General features: G+C 59.3%; 17 protein-coding genes. 8 read left to right on the top strand and 9 right to left on the bottom strand.

The window, feature by feature from the left end:
• Window positions 1–12: 12 nt before the first annotated feature.
• From PEL8287_RS02980 to lexA, 6 genes are all read left to right on the top strand, one after another.
• Window positions 13–594 (top strand): anthranilate synthase component II, encoded by a 582-nt coding sequence (locus PEL8287_RS02980; protein WP_085890845.1) that lies wholly within the window; start codon window positions 13–15, stop codon window positions 592–594.
• Window positions 591–1,613 (top strand): anthranilate phosphoribosyltransferase, encoded by a 1,023-nt coding sequence (trpD, locus tag PEL8287_RS02985; RefSeq protein WP_085890846.1) that lies wholly within the window; start codon window positions 591–593, stop codon window positions 1,611–1,613. Before PEL8287_RS02980 ends, trpD begins: the two co-directional genes overlap by 4 nt.
• Window positions 1,610–2,425 (top strand): indole-3-glycerol phosphate synthase TrpC, encoded by an 816-nt coding sequence (gene trpC / locus PEL8287_RS02990; protein ID WP_085890847.1) that lies wholly within the window; start codon window positions 1,610–1,612, stop codon window positions 2,423–2,425. The genes trpD and trpC overlap by 4 nt, the downstream gene beginning before the upstream one ends.
• Complete coding sequence (moaC, locus tag PEL8287_RS02995) at window positions 2,426–2,902, top strand: cyclic pyranopterin monophosphate synthase MoaC (protein ID WP_085890848.1); 477 nt, start codon at window positions 2,426–2,428, stop codon at window positions 2,900–2,902.
• Window positions 2,899–4,071 carry a molybdopterin molybdotransferase MoeA gene (locus tag PEL8287_RS03000; RefSeq protein WP_085890849.1) on the top strand — a complete coding sequence of 391 codons (1,173 nt, stop codon included), beginning with the start codon at window positions 2,899–2,901 and terminating at the stop codon, window positions 4,069–4,071. The genes moaC and PEL8287_RS03000 overlap by 4 nt, the downstream gene beginning before the upstream one ends.
• Window positions 4,072–4,150: 79 nt before the next feature.
• Complete coding sequence (lexA, locus tag PEL8287_RS03005; protein WP_085890850.1) at window positions 4,151–4,852, top strand: transcriptional repressor LexA; 702 nt, start codon at window positions 4,151–4,153, stop codon at window positions 4,850–4,852.
• On the opposite strand, the gene PEL8287_RS03010 is transcribed toward lexA, so the two are convergent.
• Window positions 4,846–6,831: a ComEC/Rec2 family competence protein gene (locus tag PEL8287_RS03010; protein ID WP_085890978.1), complete on the bottom strand. Its 1,986-nt coding sequence runs from the start codon at window positions 6,829–6,831 to the stop codon at window positions 4,846–4,848. The two genes, lexA and PEL8287_RS03010, sit on opposite strands and share 7 nt — an antisense overlap.
• 113 nt (window positions 6,832–6,944) lie before the next feature.
• Between PEL8287_RS03010 and gltX the strand changes: the two genes are divergently transcribed.
• Window positions 6,945–8,354, top strand: a complete 1,410-nt coding sequence (gltX, locus tag PEL8287_RS03015) for a glutamate--tRNA ligase (protein WP_085890851.1) — start codon at window positions 6,945–6,947, stop codon at window positions 8,352–8,354.
• A gap of 73 nt (window positions 8,355–8,427) precedes the next feature.
• On the top strand, window positions 8,428–9,723 hold the full coding sequence (gene gltA / locus PEL8287_RS03020) for a citrate synthase (RefSeq protein ID WP_085890852.1): 1,296 nt from the start codon (window positions 8,428–8,430) through the stop codon (window positions 9,721–9,723).
• A gap of 96 nt (window positions 9,724–9,819) precedes the next feature.
• Here gltA and PEL8287_RS03025 read toward each other — a convergent pair whose 3' ends face one another.
• The 8 genes from PEL8287_RS03025 to murI form a co-directional block, all read right to left on the bottom strand.
• Window positions 9,820–10,599, bottom strand: coding sequence for an enoyl-CoA hydratase-related protein (locus PEL8287_RS03025; protein WP_085890853.1), 780 nt, complete (start codon window positions 10,597–10,599; stop codon window positions 9,820–9,822).
• A gap of 75 nt (window positions 10,600–10,674) precedes the next feature.
• Entirely contained in the window at window positions 10,675–11,127 is a 453-nt protein-coding gene (locus tag PEL8287_RS03030) for a cytochrome c-type biogenesis protein (protein ID WP_085890854.1), read from the bottom strand.
• A complete protein-coding gene (locus PEL8287_RS03035) occupies window positions 11,124–13,091 on the bottom strand; it encodes a heme lyase CcmF/NrfE family subunit (RefSeq protein WP_085890979.1) in 1,968 nt (655 codons plus the stop codon). Before PEL8287_RS03035 ends, PEL8287_RS03030 begins: the two co-directional genes overlap by 4 nt.
• Before the next feature lie 75 nt (window positions 13,092–13,166).
• A complete protein-coding gene (locus tag PEL8287_RS03040) occupies window positions 13,167–13,742 on the bottom strand; it encodes a holin family protein (RefSeq protein ID WP_085890855.1) in 576 nt (191 codons plus the stop codon).
• The gene (locus PEL8287_RS03045) at window positions 13,733–14,344 is read right to left on the bottom strand and encodes a holin-associated N-acetylmuramidase (protein ID WP_085890856.1); all 612 of its coding nucleotides are present in this window, start codon (window positions 14,342–14,344) and stop codon (window positions 13,733–13,735) included. Before PEL8287_RS03045 ends, PEL8287_RS03040 begins: the two co-directional genes overlap by 10 nt.
• Window positions 14,345–14,407: 63 nt before the next feature.
• Window positions 14,408–14,854, bottom strand: coding sequence for a cytochrome c maturation protein CcmE (gene ccmE / locus PEL8287_RS03050; RefSeq protein WP_085890857.1), 447 nt, complete (start codon window positions 14,852–14,854; stop codon window positions 14,408–14,410).
• Window positions 14,855–14,872: 18 nt separating this feature from the next.
• On the bottom strand, window positions 14,873–15,901 hold the full coding sequence (argC, locus tag PEL8287_RS03055; RefSeq protein ID WP_085890858.1) for an N-acetyl-gamma-glutamyl-phosphate reductase: 1,029 nt from the start codon (window positions 15,899–15,901) through the stop codon (window positions 14,873–14,875).
• Window positions 15,902–16,025: 124 nt separating this feature from the next.
• A complete protein-coding gene (murI, locus tag PEL8287_RS03060; protein WP_085890859.1) occupies window positions 16,026–16,838 on the bottom strand; it encodes a glutamate racemase in 813 nt (270 codons plus the stop codon).
• Window positions 16,839–16,912 lie beyond the last annotated feature (74 nt).

Genomic DNA, 16,912 nt, shown 5'->3' on the forward strand with positions numbered 1-16,912 from the left:
AGGACTGGCAAGATGCTGCTATTGATAGATAACTACGACAGTTTCACCTACAATCTGGTCCATTATGTGGGCGAGTTGGGGGCCGACGTTGTCGTTAAACGCAACGATGCCCTGAATGTGCAAGAGGCAATGGCGATGAAGCCGGCCGGCATTTTGTTGTCGCCCGGTCCCTGCGACCCGGATCAGGCGGGCATTTGCCTTGCCCTGACGCTCGCTGCGGCCGAGACCAAAACACCGCTTATGGGTGTCTGCCTTGGCCATCAGGCGATCGGTCAGGCTTTTGGTGGCAAGGTTGTACGCCATTCCGAGATCGTGCACGGCAAGATGGGTCAGGTGCATCATCAGGGCAAAGGTGTTTTTGCCGGGCTGCCCTCGCCGTTCGAGGCAACACGCTATCATTCTTTGGTGGTGGAACGCGACAGCCTGCCGGATGTTCTGGAAATCACCGCCGAGCTTGACGATGGAACGATCATGGGTCTGCAACACCGCGAACTTCCCATTCAGGGGGTTCAGTTCCACCCCGAATCAATTGCCTCGCAGCACGGCCATGCCCTGTTGAAAAACTTTCTTGACCTGATGAAGGTCCCCGCATGAGTGACCCAATAAAACCGCTGATAAACGCCGCCGCCGACCGCCCCCTGACCCGGGACGAAGCCAGAGCAGCATTTGAAATCCTGTTTGCAGGCGAAGCAACGCCCAGCCAGATCGGCGGGCTGCTGATGGCGCTGCGCACAAGGGGAGAGACGGTGGATGAATATGCCGCCGCTGCCGCCGTGATGCGCTCCAAGTGCAACGCCGTGAAAGCCCCTGCCGGGGCCATGGATATTGTCGGCACCGGTGGCGACGGCAAAGGCACGCTGAACATCTCAACCGCGACGGCCTTTGTGGTCGCCGGTGCCGGGGTGCCGGTGGCCAAACATGGCAACCGCAACCTCAGCTCGAAATCAGGCGCCGCCGATGCCCTGGGTCAGATGGGGATTAATGTGATGGTCGGCGCAGATGTTGTCGAACGGGCGTTGGCCGAGGTTGGAATCGCCTTCATGATGGCGCCGATGCATCACCCGGCCATGGCCCATGTCGGGCCCGTACGTGCCGAACTGGGCACCCGGACAATCTTCAACATCCTTGGCCCCCTGACCAACCCGGCAGGTGTTAAACGGCAACTCACCGGGGCGTTTTCACGCGATCTTATTCGACCGATGGCAGAAACGCTTGGCCAGTTGGGGTCAGAGCACGCCTGGCTTGTCCATGGCAGCGACGGCACGGATGAGCTGACCATCACCGGCATCAGCTGGATCGCCTCACTCGAAACCGATGGCAGCATTCGCGAGGCCGAGGTGCATCCCGAAGATTTTGGTCTTCCCGTGCACCCGTTTGAAGACATCCTTGGCGGTACTCCTGAAGAAAACGGCGCCGCCTTCCGGGCCTTGCTGAATGGTGCACCGGGTGCGTATCGTGATGCTGTATTGCTGAATGCCGCCGCCGCTCTGGTTGTCGCGGAACACGCTGAAGATCTGAAAACCGGCGTCGCGCAGGCTGCCGAAAGCATCGACAGTGGCGCAGCCCTGGCCAAGATCAACGCCCTTGCAAAAATCACATCGGAGGCCACATGAGCACGCCGACCATTCTGGAAAAAATCAAAGCCTACAAGCTGGATGAAATCGCCGCGGCCAAGGCAGAGCGCCCCCTGCCCGATGTCGAGGCCGTCGCCCGCGAGGCCAGCCCTGTCCGTAATTTCGCCGATACCCTGTTGCAGGCCAGCAAACAGGGCTACGGTCTGATTGCCGAAATCAAAAAGGCCAGCCCGTCCAAGGGCCTGATCCGCGCTGATTTCAACCCGGCAGACCTGGCTCAGGCCTATGCTGCGGGTGGCGCGACTTGTCTTTCGGTGCTGACCGACACCCCCAGTTTTCAGGGCGCGCCGGAGTTTCTTGAACAGGCCCGCGCCGCCTGTGATCTGCCGGTGCTGCGCAAGGATTTCATGTATGATACCTATCAGGTTGCCGAGGCCCGCGCCTGGGGCGCCGATTGCATCCTGATTATCATGGCCAGCGTCAGCGACGATCAGGCGGCAGAGCTTGAAAACGCCGCCACAGAATGGGGCATGGATGCCCTGATCGAAGTGCATGACAAAGCCGAACTGGAACGCGCCGCGCGGCTGAAATCCAAAATGATCGGCATCAACAACCGTGACCTCAATACCTTCGAGACCAGCCTTGATACCACGCGCAATTTGTCGAAACTGGTGCCGGTGGACCGGATGATCGTCTGCGAAAGCGGCCTGTCTACGCGCGAAGATCTGGCCGACATGGCGCGTTATGGCGCCCGCAGCTTCCTGATTGGCGAAACGCTGATGCGTGCCGATGACGTCGAGGCTGCCACGCGCGACCTGCTGTCAGCACCGCTGACCGCCGGGGGCATGTAAATGCCGGGCCTTACGCATTTCGATGGCAAGGGCGACGCCCATATGGTTGACGTCTCGGACAAGGCAACGACGGCGCGTATCGCCGTTGCGGTCGGCTACATCAGGATGGCCCGGGAAACCTTTGATATTATTTCCGAAGGTCGCGCCAAGAAGGGGGATGTTCTGGCCGTGGCCCGTCTGGCCGGCATCATGGGTGCCAAGAAAACATCCGACCTGATTCCGCTGTGCCATCCGCTTGCCATCACCAAGGTTGCGGTAGACCTGACGCTGGACCCCGATCTGCCCGGCGTACGGATCGAGGGCACCGTCAAAACCACCGGCCAGACCGGCGTTGAAATGGAGGCCCTGACGGCCGTCAGCACCGCCGCGTTGACCGTCTATGACATGACCAAGGCCGTTGACAAGGCGATGGAGATTGGCGGCATTCACGTGATCCTGAAAGATGGTGGAAAATCAGGGCGGTACAAGGCGCAATGATTTCGGTTGATGACGCGCTGCAGCAGCTTTTCTCAATGGTCACCCCGCTGAATCACGAAACCGTGCCACTGGCGCAGGCCTCGGGGCGGGTTCTGGCCCGGACTGTCACCGCAAAACGCGATCAACCCCCTTTCGCCGCCTCAGCCATGGATGGCTATGCGGTCAACTCCGATACCGTCGAACCCCGGGCCCGGTTTGATGTTGTAGGAGAGGCCGCCGCAGGCCATAGGTTTGACGGCAGCGTGACCAAAGGCAAGGCGGTGCGGATTTTCACCGGCGCCCCCCTGCCGCTGGGGGCTGACCGGGTTATCATTCAGGAAGATGTCGAACGCGACGGCGATCGCATTACGGTAAAAGACGGGCTTGGTGACTCTGTCAACATCCGCCCCGCAGGCAGCGATTTCCGCTGTGGCGACGAAATCGCAGCACCGCGTCTGCTGCGCCCGTCTGACATTGCCTTGCTCGCCTCCATGAACATTGCCGAGGTTTCGGTCTTTCGCCAACCGGACATTGCTTTGATCTCCACAGGGGATGAACTGGTGATGCCGGGTGAAACTCCGGGCCCGGATCAGATTATCGCGTCCAACACCTATGGGCTCAAGGCCATGCTGGACAGCATCGGCGCAAAGGCGCGAATCCTGCCCATTGCCCGCGATACGGTTGCCTCGCTGGAAACCGCCTTTGATCTGGCCAAAGACGCCGATCTGATCGTGACCATCGGTGGCGCCTCGGTGGGGGACCATGATCTGGTTGGTGACGTTGCGGTTGGTCTGGGAATGGAACGCGCGTTCTACAAAATCGCCATGCGCCCGGGAAAACCGTTGATGGCGGGTCACATGAACGGGGCCGTTATGGTCGGTCTGCCGGGTAACCCGGTCTCGGCCATGGTCTGCGGTCATGTGTTTCTGGCACCCGTCGTGCGGGCAATGCTGGGTCTGGGCCGGGCCCGCACCCCGCGCCTGACGGCGCCTCTCGCCAACGATCTACCACCGAACGGTCCGCGCGAACATTATATGCGTGCGCATGTAGCAGATGCAGGCATCACAGCGTATGAGCGACAAGACAGTGCACTGCTTAATGTGCTGGCCGATGCCAATGCCCTGCTGATCCGGCCGCGGGGAGACGGACCACGCCAGGCCGGCGAGATTGTGGAATACCTTCCAATCTGAACTTATCCACAAGTCAGTTGACACAAAACGGGAACATGCGTAGAACAAATGTAAACGCATTGACCAAAGGATGTGCCCCATGCTGACCAAGAAGCAGTTGGATTTGCTGGAATTTATTCACAAACGCGTCAAACGTGACGGGGTTCCACCCAGTTTCGATGAAATGAAAGAAGCGCTGGATTTGCGCTCAAAATCCGGCATTCACCGGCTGATCACAGCGCTTGAGGAACGTGGCTTCATCCGCCGTCTGGCGCACCGCGCCCGGGCGCTGGAAATTGTCAAACTACCCGAAAGCCTTGGCGGCGAAGCGACCCACGGCTTCAACCCGCGCGTCATTCAGGGCGACCGGCCCGTTGCACGACAGCCTGCCAATGCCCAACCGGTTGAAGCCGCCCATGCGATTGAACTGCCGATGATGGGCCGGATCGCCGCCGGTGTCCCGATCGAGGCGATTGCCCATGCGTCGCACAACGTCGCTGTACCCGGCGCAATGATCAGTGGCCCAGGCGAACATTACGCGCTTGAGGTCAAGGGCGATTCCATGATCGACGCGGGCATTAACGATGGTGACGTGGTGGTGATCCGCGAAACATCGGCGGCGGACAATGGCGATATCGTTGTGGCCCTTGTCGAAGATCACGAGGCAACGCTCAAACGGTTTTTCCGCAGGGGCAATGTCATCGCGCTTGAGGCCGCGAATCCGGCCTATGAAACCCGCCTCCTGCCCGAAGACAAGGTCAAGGTTCAGGGCCGACTGGTTGGGCTGATCCGTACCTACTGAGAATTCCACAGCCGCGCACCGGTGATCTGGCGCGCGGTCACAACTTTTACCCCCTTTTGCGTGTCAAAAAGCGCCACAGCCCCGGATTGGCGCAGTTTTTTCGGGTGCAGTACCGTACAAGGCAGATTTTTATCTGCCGTTTTGGGGGGATCGACATTCAACACCACCCATTCACCCTTGTCGCACACCAGCAATGCCGCCGCTTCCCGTTTGCCACGTAGCGCTGTAACCGGTATCGCCCCGGGTGCACGCTTGGGCCAGCGGGCCGCCGCGGCCTTTTGCAGGGCGGCATCCCCGTCGTTCTCCAGCCAGTTCATCGCAACAAAACCTGTCCCACGCTCTTTGCTCAGGGCGCGCCCCTGATCGGTCATCACCCCTACCAGCGACCCGTCTTCGGAAATCAGCACATCCGGGCGTTCGCTTTGTGTCCAAAGCACAATCGCCAATGTGGCAGGAATCATGCCGGCAATCCGTAACCTGCCCTGCCAAAGGATCACCACAAGCATACCAAGCGCCAAAACCGGCAGAACCAGCGGTTCGGGGCTGAAAACGGCGCCGCGCGCCCCCTCCAGCCCGGACACCCAGTGCGCGACCCCCAGAATCCACCGCAGCCCCAACCCCATCAGCCACAACGCGGCCGCATCAAGACCGAAAGGCAAAAGGCAGGCCGCCAGAACGGCCGCTGGCATTACCAGAACCCCCATCAACGGCACGCTCAGAAGATTGGCGATCAACCCGAAATGCGCAAACTGGTTGAAATGCGCCGCGGCAACCGGGGCCGTGGCCGCCCCTGCCACGAAAGACGAGATCACAACCGCGCTGACCGGCCGCATCCATCCCGGCCCAAGCGGTACCTCGTGATCCCGCAGCCAGCCAAACACGGCGACAAGCGCCGTGGTGGCTGCGAATGACATCTGAAACCCGGGGCCCAGCAGGGCCTCGGGGCGCAGGCAAAGCACGATCACCGCCGCCACCGCTACCGCCCGCAGGCTGAAAACCCGACGGTCGAACATCACCGCCATCAGCGCCACGGCAACCATGACAAAGGCCCGTTCAGTGGCCACATTTCCCCCTGACAGGGCAAGGTATCCGGCCGCAGCGACAAGTGCCACAAAGGCCGATATCTTCTTGGCAGGGACGCGCAGACCAACAAAGGGAACAGCGGCAAATCCCAGACGTACGGCTGCAAAGACAAAACCTGCCAACAGCCCCATGTGAAGGCCGGAAATGGCCAGAAGATGCGCAAGGTTGGAAATTCGCAACGTCTCCAGCGTGTCCTGCCCCATTCCTGCACGATCACCGGTCATGATGGCAGCGGCAAAGGCCCCAACTTCCCCCGACAGAATGCTTTGCACATGGGCCGAAAGCGCCATCCTTGCCTTGAACAGAACCTGTGTGCCGTCGGGGGGGGCAATCGCCAGAACCGGCGTGCGCGTGTACCCAACCCCACCCAGTTTCAGAAACCAGGCATGGCGCTGAAAATCGAATCCCCCCGGCTCTACCGGGCCGCCGGGTGGGGACACATGCGCCGTCATGATAACCCGCAAACCCGGCTCAGGGGTGATGAATCCCTGCGGCCCATGCAGGGCAATCCGCACCCGTTCCGGTCTGCTTTCTGGTGGGACATCGCGCAAAACAACGCGATCCAGCGTCAGGCGTAGCGCGTCCGATGCTGATCGGTCGATATTCACGATACGCCCTTCCACCGGCCCGTAATAGCGCCAGCCCAGCACTGGCTCAGCCATCTTATGGGCGCGAAATCCGGCAAGTGAAAACCCTGCAGCGCACAGCGCCAGCGCCCATAGAATCGGCGTGACGGTCGCGTTGGTCCGCGGCACCATCGCGGCCAGCCCCAATGCCGCTGCCGCGCCCCCTAACAGATGCCCGACCGAGGGCTCGGACCTGATGGTAAAATACAGCCCCACACCGCACCCCAGACATACCGGCACCCAGGGAAACAGATGGCCGCGTTGGGCCATCCAGATGCTCAGCAGGTTTTGCCAGACGCCCAACTCTTGTCACCCCTCCAGCGGGCCGATAGACAGTTCTGAACGCTACGCCCCACATCGTTACCGAAAGGTTAATTTACCCCATGTCCCAACAGGTCGTGACCCGTTTTGCCCCCTCGCCCACCGGTTATCTGCATATCGGCGGCGCGCGCACCGCGCTTTTCAACTGGCTTTACGCGCGCGGGCGCGGTGGAAAATTCCTGCTGCGGATCGAAGACACCGACCGCGCCCGTTCAACGCCTGAGGCAACCCAGGCAATTCTGGATGGGATGACCTGGCTGGGACTGGATCACGATGGCGAGGCAATCAGCCAGTTTCAGCGCGCCGACCGCCACGCCGAGGTGGCACGCGACCTGCTGGCACAGGGAAAAGCCTACAAGTGTTTCTCGACACAGGACGAAATCCAGGCCTTTCGCGATGCCGCCCGCGCCGAAGGCCGCTCGACCCTGTTCCACAGCCCCTGGCGTGATTCCACACCAGATCAACACCCCGATGCGCCATATGTCATCCGTATCAAAGCCCCGCGCGATGGCAGCACGGTGATCCGGGATCAGGTTCAGGGCGATGTCACCATCCGCAACGATCAGCTTGACGACATGGTACTTTTGCGCAGCGACGGCACGCCGGTCTACATGCTTGCCGTGGCGGTGGATGATCATGATATGGGGGTTACCCATGTCATCCGGGGCGACGATCACCTGAACAACGCCGCGCGACAAATGATGATCTACACAGCAATGGATTGGCCCCTGCCGGTCTATGCCCATATCCCGCTGATCCACGGGCCCGATGGCAAAAAGCTGTCCAAACGCCACGGCGCGCTTGGCGTCGAGGAATACCAGCACATGGGCTATCCGGCAGCAGGCATGCGCAACTACCTCGCCCGGCTTGGCTGGAGCCATGGTGATGACGAATTTTTTACCGACGCACAGGCCCGGGAATGGTTTGACCTGTCGGGTATCGGCAAATCCCCGGCACGGTTTGACTTCAAGAAGCTTGAAAATCTGTGCGGCCAGCATATCGCGGCTTCAGAAGATGCTGCACTGCTGCATGAACTGGTTGGATTCCTTGCCGCAACGGACCAACCTGCGCTGTCTGACGATAAAATTATTCTGTTGGAACAAGGAATGTACTGCCTAAAGGAACGCGCAAAGACATTCCCCGAACTAATTGATAAAGCAGAATTTATCCTCACTTCCAGACCAGTGGTTCCGGATGAGAAAGCCGCAGCCCTGCTTGATTCTGTATCCCGTGGTATACTGAAGGAATTGACGCCGCAGTTGCAAAATGCTAGTTGGTCTCGCGAAGATCTAGAAGCGATTGCAATGCAGTTCGCTGAAGATAATAGTATTAAATTTGGAAAGCTTGCCGGCCCGCTTCGGGCCGCGCTGGCCGGACGGACTGCGACACCAAGTGTGTTTGACATGATGTTGGTTCTCGGACGTGGCGAGACGATTGCCCGGCTTACTGACGCTGCCTGCGAGAATGTTTAACCTTCTCGAAAGGCCAACTGAAATATGTAGCCCAGTGCGCTGAATGCGCGGGCTTAGAGAGGGAGACCGCCTCATGGCAGACAGCACGAAATCCGCAACGCTTGAGATTGACGGCAAAAAATACGAATTGCCGATTTTTTCACCCACTGCGGGCCCGGATGTTGTCGACATCCGCAAGCTCTATGCGCAGGCAGGGGTTTTCACCTACGACCCGGGCTTTACCTCGACCGCGGCCTGTGACAGCACCATTACCTATATCGACGGTGACAAGGGCGAACTGCTGCACCGCGGCTACCCGATTGATCAACTGGCAAGCAAATCGCATTATCTCGAAGTTTGTTATCTGCTGCTTTACGGTGAACTGCCATCACCCGCCCACCTCGAGGATTTTGAATCTCGGGTGACCAGCCACACAATGATCCACGAGCAGATGATGTACCTTTTCCGCGGGTTCCGCCGTGATGCGCACCCGATGGCGATCATGGTGGGTGTGGTCGGTGCAATGTCAGCCTTCTATCACGACTCAACAGACATCAACGACCCCTGGCAGCGCGAAGTGGCCTCGATCCGGATGATCGCCAAGATGCCAACCATTGCAGCGATGGCTTATAAATACACCATCGGGCAACCCTTCGAATATCCGCGTAATGATCTGGATTATGCCTCGAACTTCCTCAAGATGTGCTTTGCTGTCCCGGCCGAGGATTACGAAGTGAATCCGATCCTGGCCCGTGCCATGGACCGGATTTTCACCCTGCATGCCGACCACGAACAAAATGCGTCGACGTCCACGGTCCGTCTGGCGTCCAGTTCGGGGGCAAACCCGTTTGCCTGTATCGCCGCTGGTATTGCCTGCCTTTGGGGCCCGGCACATGGGGGCGCAAATCAGGCTTGTCTTGAAATGCTCAAGAAAATTGGCACCCCCGATCGGATTCCCGAATTCATTGCGCGTGCCAAGGACAAGGATGATCCGTTCCGCCTGATGGGCTTTGGCCACCGGGTCTACAAAAACTTTGACCCCCGCGCGACGGTGCTGAAACAGTCCGCCGACGAAGTTCTTGAATTGATGGGGATTGATGACAACCCGATCCTGCAGGTCGCCAAAGAACTTGAAAAACAGGCGCTGGCCGACCCGTATTTCTCCGAGAAAAAGCTGTTCCCGAATGTCGATTTCTATTCCGGCATCATTCTGGAAGCGATGGGTTTCCCGACCTCGATGTTCACGCCCATCTTCGCGCTCAGCCGTACGGTCGGCTGGATTTCGCAGTGGAAAGAAATGATCGGTGATCCACAACTGAAAATCGGCCGCCCTCGTCAGCTCTATAATGGGTCTACGATGCGCGATTACGTGGATATCGAAAACCGCTGAGAATCACAGTTTACGCAGAACAAAGGCCGGCCCTGATTGGGTCGGCCTTTGTTGTTCCGGATACTTATCCAAGTTCGGGCCGCTAGCAGGGCAGGTTTACCGCCCTTCGTATTTCGCGGGGCGCTTTTCCAGAAAAGCAACGACGCCCTCTTTGAAATCACGGGATTTTCCACAGGCTCCCTGCAGCTTGGCTTCAAAATCCAGCTGGGTGTCAAACCCGTTGTCCCAACTGCCGCGTATCGCCTGTTTCACATGCCCGTAGGCCAGCGTCGGCCCCTTGGCCAGATGCGTGGCACGGGCCCGCCATTTGCCGTCAAACGCGTCGTCCTCAACGGACTCCCAGATCATTCCCCAGTCGCTGGCTTGCCGCGCGCTGATCGGTTCGGCAAAAAGCGCGGCCCCCATCGCCTTGGCGGTGCCCATCTGGCGAGGCAGCCAATAGGTGCCGCCTGCATCCGGGATCAGGCCGATCCGGGTAAAGGCCTGCAGGAAATAGGCGCTTTCGGTGGCTATCACCACATCCGCCGCCAGCGCCAGGTTCGCCCCGGCTCCTGCGGCCGGGCCATTGACCGCGCTGATCGTCGGAACCGGGCAATCGGTAATTGCACGCAGCATCGGAACATATTCATCGCGCAGAACCCGCTCCAGGTCCATCGCGGCGACATTCCCGCCGTCACTCAGATCCTGGCCCGAACAGAATGCTTTTCCGTTGCCGGTCATGACCAGAACGCGGGCCTCCCTGGCCGCAAATATGGCCGCGTCCCGGATCTCAGCCCGCATCTGCGCGTTGAGGGCATTCATCTTGTCCGGACGATTCAGGCTCAGGACAGCGATATCATCCTCGATGAACAGGGAAATGGTTTGATAGTCTTTCATTCGGGCGCGCCTTCCAGGATAAAATCTGTGTCAATCAAACCCCAATACCGCCCTGCGTAAAAGAGAAACGACACGTCAGTTTTTCATGATTTCGCGTAATCTTGCCTTTTCGTCGTCGCTCAGGCTCGCATCCCCGCCTTCAACCGACCTGGAGCGCCTTCGCAAATAGACAACAGCAATCAAGCCGCCCAAAAGCAGCATCAATGGACCCGCCCCCCAGAGGATCAGGTTTGAGCCGCCCGACTGGGGTTTCAGCAGTACATATTCACCGTAGCGGTCCACAATGAACGCAACGGCCTCTTCATCCGTATCGCCTGCAACAAGTCTTTCGCGCACCAGCAGGCGCAGATCGCGGGCAAGCTGCGCACTTGAATCGTCGATGTTTTCGTTGCGGCAAACCAGACAGCGTAATCCCTGGCTCAGTTCTCGCGCCCGCGCTTCAAGCGCGGGATCGTCCAGAATTTCGTCAGGCTGAACCGCAAAAACCGGGGCCGCAATCAGACACAGGCACAAAACCAGCCGTTTCATTCCGCGGGCACTCCGACCGCGGCCGCCTTGTGGCTGCCCGCCGCCACACGGTAGCGCCGGTCACTCAAGGAAAGCGCACCACCAAACGCCATCAGGATGGCGCCCCCCCAGATCCAGTTGGCCAGAGGTTTGTAATAGGTCCGGATCGCCCATCCGCCGTTGCCCTGCGGGTCCCCCACCACGACATACACGTCGCGCAGGAAACCATTGTCGATGGCGGCCTCGGTGGTCGGCATACCCGCTACCGGATAAATCCGTTTTTCCGGGTAAAGCGTATTGATCAGACTGTCGCCACGCCGAAGCGAAACCTCTCCCATCGTCGAGATATAGTTGGGCCCCTCGACGCGCGCGACATTGTCCAGCGACAGGGTAAAGCCCGCAACTTCGAATGCCTCACCGGGCTGCACCACCCGGATATCTTCTACCGACCACGCCATCATGCCCGCGATACCCGCAATTGTGATACCTAGCCCCCCATGGGCCACGGATTTCCCCCAATCGGCCCTTGGCAGGCGCCTGAGGCGCGCCAGACGGCCTGAACCGCGCCCCGTGCGGCTCCACAGATCCACGGCCGAGCCTGACACCAGCCACGCCGCCAGAAACAGGCCAACCGGCCCAAGGGCAGACCGCCCGGTCTGCAAGGCCCAGGCCAGTGCCCCGATGGCGATCGCCAGAACAAAGGCGCCCCTCAGCTGTCGGATCACCCGGCCCAGATTCGCCCGCTTCCACGGCAGCATGGCTCCTACCGGCAGGATCAACCCCAGCAGCAGCATGAAAGGCGTGAACGCCATGTTGAAAAACGGCGCCCCGACTGACAGTTTCCGATCAAAGAACAATTCAGCCACTAGAGGCCAGATAGTACCCGTGAAGACAACAAAAGCGGAGACGCCCAGCAGAATGTTGTTTATCACCAGCATGGATTCGCGGCTGACCAGCCCAAAGACACCTTTGGCCTGCATGACATTAGCCCGCGCCGCAAACAGCGTCAGCGCGCCCAGCATGAACACAGCAAGTATCGCCAGCAGGAAAACACCCCGCTCCGGATCACTGGCAAAGGCATGCACCGAGGTGATGATACCCGAGCGGGTGATAAACGCGCCAACCATCGAAAAACCGAAGGCGATGATCGCTAGCAAAACAGTCCAGCTTTTGAGCGATTCGCGTTTTTCCACCACGATCGAGGAATGCAACAAGGCCGCAGCGATCAGCCAAGGCATGAAACTGGCGTTTTCCACCGGGTCCCAGAACCAGAAACCGCCCCAGCCCAGCTCGTAATAGGCCCACCAGCTGCCCAGACCGATACCGATCGTCAGGAATATCCATGCCGCCAACGTATAGGGCCGCACCCAGCGTCCCCATGCTGCGTCGACCCGACCTTCGATCAGGGCGGCCACCGCGAATGAAAAAGTCATCGAAAGGCCGACATAGCCCAGATAAAGGAACGGCGGATGAAATGCCAAACCCGGATCCTGCAACAGCGGATTCAGGTCATTGCCGTCAAAGGGTGGCACTGCCAGCCGCAAGAACGGATTGGATGTGAACAAAATAAAGGCGAAAAAAGCCGCCCCGATCATGCCCTGCACTGCCAGAACACGCGCCTTCAGGCTGGGTGGCAGATTGCTGCCGAACCAGGCGACCGAACCGCCGAATAGCGCCACGATCAACACCCACAACAACATGGATCCTTCGTGATTGCCCCACACACCAGTGATCTTGTACAGCAGCGGCTTGGCCGTATGACTGTTCAGCGTCACCAGCTTGAGTGAGAAATCAGAGGTCAGAAAAGCCCAGGTCAGCGATGCAAAGGCCCCCGCTGTCAGCAGAAACTGCAAGGTCGCGGCAGGTTCAGCCGCGGCCATCCAGCCGGGCCAGCGCTTGTGTGCACCGTAAAGGGGAACGACCACCTGAAAGCAGGCGGTCACAAAGGCGAGGATAAGGGCGAAGTGGCCAAGTTCTGTAATCATGACCCAAGTATAGGGCGCAGTGCCAGCCGGGCCAACGTCAATCTCGCCCACAAATCGATCACTTTGTCGCGGGGGTCAGCCCCGCGACTTGTGCCAGTCATCCAGTGCCGGGTTTTCGCCCGGTGTGAAAGCTGCCAGGGCCAGCTTTGCATCCGGCCCGGTATCTGCCACGCCGGGGCTGCCGGCACGCAGTTTGCGCAGGGCGGTGATGTTTTCAACAACCTGCGGTGCGCGCGCCATCGTTACCGCGACAGAGCGTTGAAACTCCTGCCCTTTCGCCTGATGTCGCGCCCCAAAGTAAAACGATACAATTGCACCAAGAAGCCACCAAAGCGGTTCGGGCACCAGCGCAATGCCCTGCATCCGCTCGGCAAACCAGATCGGATCGGTCATGGCCGAGACAAACAGCGCCAGCGTCCCAAGTGCCATGGCCGGGCGTGGCAGGCGGTTGACCGCATCCATGACACGGTCGAACCAACCGCGCTGATTGCTATGAAACTCTTGCCCGTATTGCGTCACGACCTGTTTTTTGAACTCTGCCTGTCGCCCGGCCCCGGCCTCGGTGTTTTCACGAAACACTTCGGCTGTGTCCGCCACGATGTTGCGCGCCCCGCCAAAAACGACCGTCAGAACCCGCTCGATCAATCCCATGCCGCTGTCCTTTTCTGAAATTCGGCGTCTTGCAGATGAAACCGTAGCGAAATGAACTCTTCCGCGCGGCGGATCCATCCGCCTTTGCCCCCGGCCCGTGATCGGGCGTATTTGCGGCTGGCTGCGCGCCGGTCGGCCAGGCCGAAATAGTAATTGCGCCGGGCAATGCCGTACGCATCGGCAATATGATCGGGGGCTTCCGTGGCCGCAGTATCGGCAGCCTGGATGGTTTGCGGTCCAATCACGCCGTCCACGTCCACCGCCTGCCCCATCTGGCGCAAAAGCCGCTGCAGGATTTTCACCGCATTGGCGCCGGCGTTGACATACATATCGAACACGCTGGCCTGCAACACTTGCGGCAGCTCTGCGATGCGCGGTTGGTTAAAATAGTGGGTGATGAATATGTTTTCGGCCCGGGCGCGGGTCAGGTGTTTGACATCCTCGACACTCACCCGCCCATCCCCGGTCAGGTCCAGCCCCAGTCGGCGCATCGTGTGAAATGTCACGCCGTATTTGGTAGCCCCGCCCGGATCGTCGGGGTCATCAACAAAGCCGCCTTCACGGGCGACAATCTCTTTTGCAATCTCTGAAACGCTTCGCATCTGGCCATCCGCCTGCTACCTCAATCGGGCAACAGGCTGCGACCGGTTCGGTTAACGGCTGGCTTAACTACCGTCCGGTTCCTTGTAGACGCCCTGTTCCTTCAGCGCATCAACGACCTCTTTCGGCATGTAATCTTCATCATGTTTCGCAAGAATTTCAGTGGCCTTGAAGACACCGTTAACGTAAGTTCCGGTGCCGACCATTCCCTGATTTTCCTCAAAGAGATCTGGCAGAACACCCTTGTAGGTAACAGGCACCACACCGCCGCCATCCGTCACGCTAAAGCTGATGACTTCCCCCTCGCCACGTATCAGGCTGCCCTCTTCCACAAGACCCCCGATACGAAACACCTCGTTCGGCGCCGGCGGTTCGGCGATGACCTGACTGGGCGAGCGAAAGAAATTGATCCCGTCACGCATCGCGTATCCAATCAACGCAGTGGCCGCGATCAAGGCCACGGCCGCAAGTGATATCACCTGAACCCGGCGTTTTTTCTTAAGCGATTTCACTCCTCTACCTCGCATTCTTCAAGGAAATACCGGGGCAAGCATCAGGCCCGCCGTCTCATCTTCACCTAACATCAGATTTGCATTCTGCAAGGCCTGCCCGCTAGAGCCCTTGGTCAGGTTGTCCAGTGCCGCCACAACTATCACCCGGCCCGGCAGCCGATCAGCGACAACGCCAATATGACAGAAATTACTGCCCCGGACATGCCGGGTGCTGGGTGTCTGACCCAAGGGCAGTACCACAACAAAGGGCTCATCATCATAGGCCGCATTCAACGTATCCAGCACAGTCTGCGCGTCGCCTTTCACATAGGCGGTCGCCAGAATGCCCCGGTTTGCGGGAATCAGATGCGGCGTGAACTGGATTTTCACCTCTCGGCCTGCAACCGCCGAAAACTCCTGGTCGAATTCGCCCAGATGCCGGTGCGTGCCGCCCACGGCATAGGCGTGATAGCCTTCGGAAAGTTCGGCATGCAGCAGGTTTTCTTTCAAACTGCGCCCGGCCCCGGACACACCGCATTTCAGGTCAAGGATGATCTCGTCCAGATCAATCACCCCCGCCGCGATCAGCGGCCGAAGAATATATTGCCCGGTTGCCGCGTTGCAGCCCGTCCCAGCCACAAGGCGGGCGCTGGCAATCTCGTTCCGATAAAACTCGGTCAGGCCGTATATCGCCTCTTTCTGCATCTCTGTCGCCGCATGCGGGTTGCCGTACCATTTTTCATAAGCCGACGGGTCGCGCAGCCGGAAATCAGCGGAAAGATCGATGATTTTCAGATCCTTCGGCAGAGCGCTGATAACTTCCTGGCTGGTCTTGTGCGGCAAGGCGCAAAAACACAGGTCAATCCCGGCGAAATCAATTTCATCGATTGTCACCAGTTCAGGCAAATCCAGATGGCGCAGATGGGGAAACACATCCGCCATGGCCTGCCCGGCCTTGGAATTGGCGGCAAGCGCTGAAATTTCCATAGTGGGATGGGTGGCAATAAGCCGGACCAGTTCGGCGCCGGTATATCCGCTGGCGCCCAGAATTGCGATTTTATGGGTCATGTCAGACGTCTGCTTTCTGCAAGTGTTGTGTGCATTTAAGAGAGTTTTAACGCCACGGCAATGCGACGTGGGCACTCATCCACCCTGAGGTGGCCTCTGGGCCACGGCCTGCAGGATCAGGCCCTCAGGCAGATTGAAACGTGATCTGTCGTCGTAGAAACTGCGTCGCCCGCGCTGACACGAGTTTGGGATCGCCGGTTGTCAGGAACTTGCGCTCAACACCATTGCCCAGCATGTTGGGGTGCCGGTCAAGGTAATCCGCCAGGCTTTCCGCCACCAGATTGGCCTGACTGTAAACCGCCACATCAACCCCAAGCGCGTCCTGGAATATATCCAGCATCAGCGGATAATGGGTGCAGCCCAGAATTGCCGCCTGCGGGTCAGGCATTTTGCGTTTCAACGCATCCACATGGCTGCGTACCAGTGCCTCGGCCAGGATCATGTCACCTTCTTCAATGGCATCCACCACGCCGCCGCAGGCCTGCGCCTCGACATCCACACCGATAGCCCGAAACGCCAGTTCGCGTTGAAACGCCCGGCTGCTGACAGTGGCAGGCGTGGCAAACAGGGCCACATGTTTCACCGCCACTTCGCGCGGCGGAGAGTTGTCGCCCCACTGGCGTTCGGTCAGTGCCTCGATCAGGGGTACAAACACACCCAATACCCGCTTGTCGGAAGGAATCCAGCTTTCCTGCATCCGTCGCAGTGCCGCCGCCGAGGCCGTATTGCAGGCCAGAATCACCAGATCACAGCCCGCTTCCCACAGCCGCTCAACCGCTTTGGTGGTCAGTTGATAAACATCCTCGGCGTCGCGCACGCCGTAAGGCGCATGGGCATTGTCGCCCAGATAGACAAACGGCACCTCTGGCAGCCGCTTTTCCACCGCGTCCAGAACGGTCAGGCCGCCGAGACCACTGTCAAAGATACCCACTGCCATCTGTCAGGCCCCAAGGCTGCTATTAAATTGCGAATCCCTGATCAAAGGGATCATTCTGTCCTGAAGAAAGCTCA

This window comes from Roseovarius litorisediminis (assembly GCF_900172295.1).
In the GTDB taxonomy this organism is placed as follows: domain Bacteria; phylum Pseudomonadota; class Alphaproteobacteria; order Rhodobacterales; family Rhodobacteraceae; genus Roseovarius; species Roseovarius litorisediminis.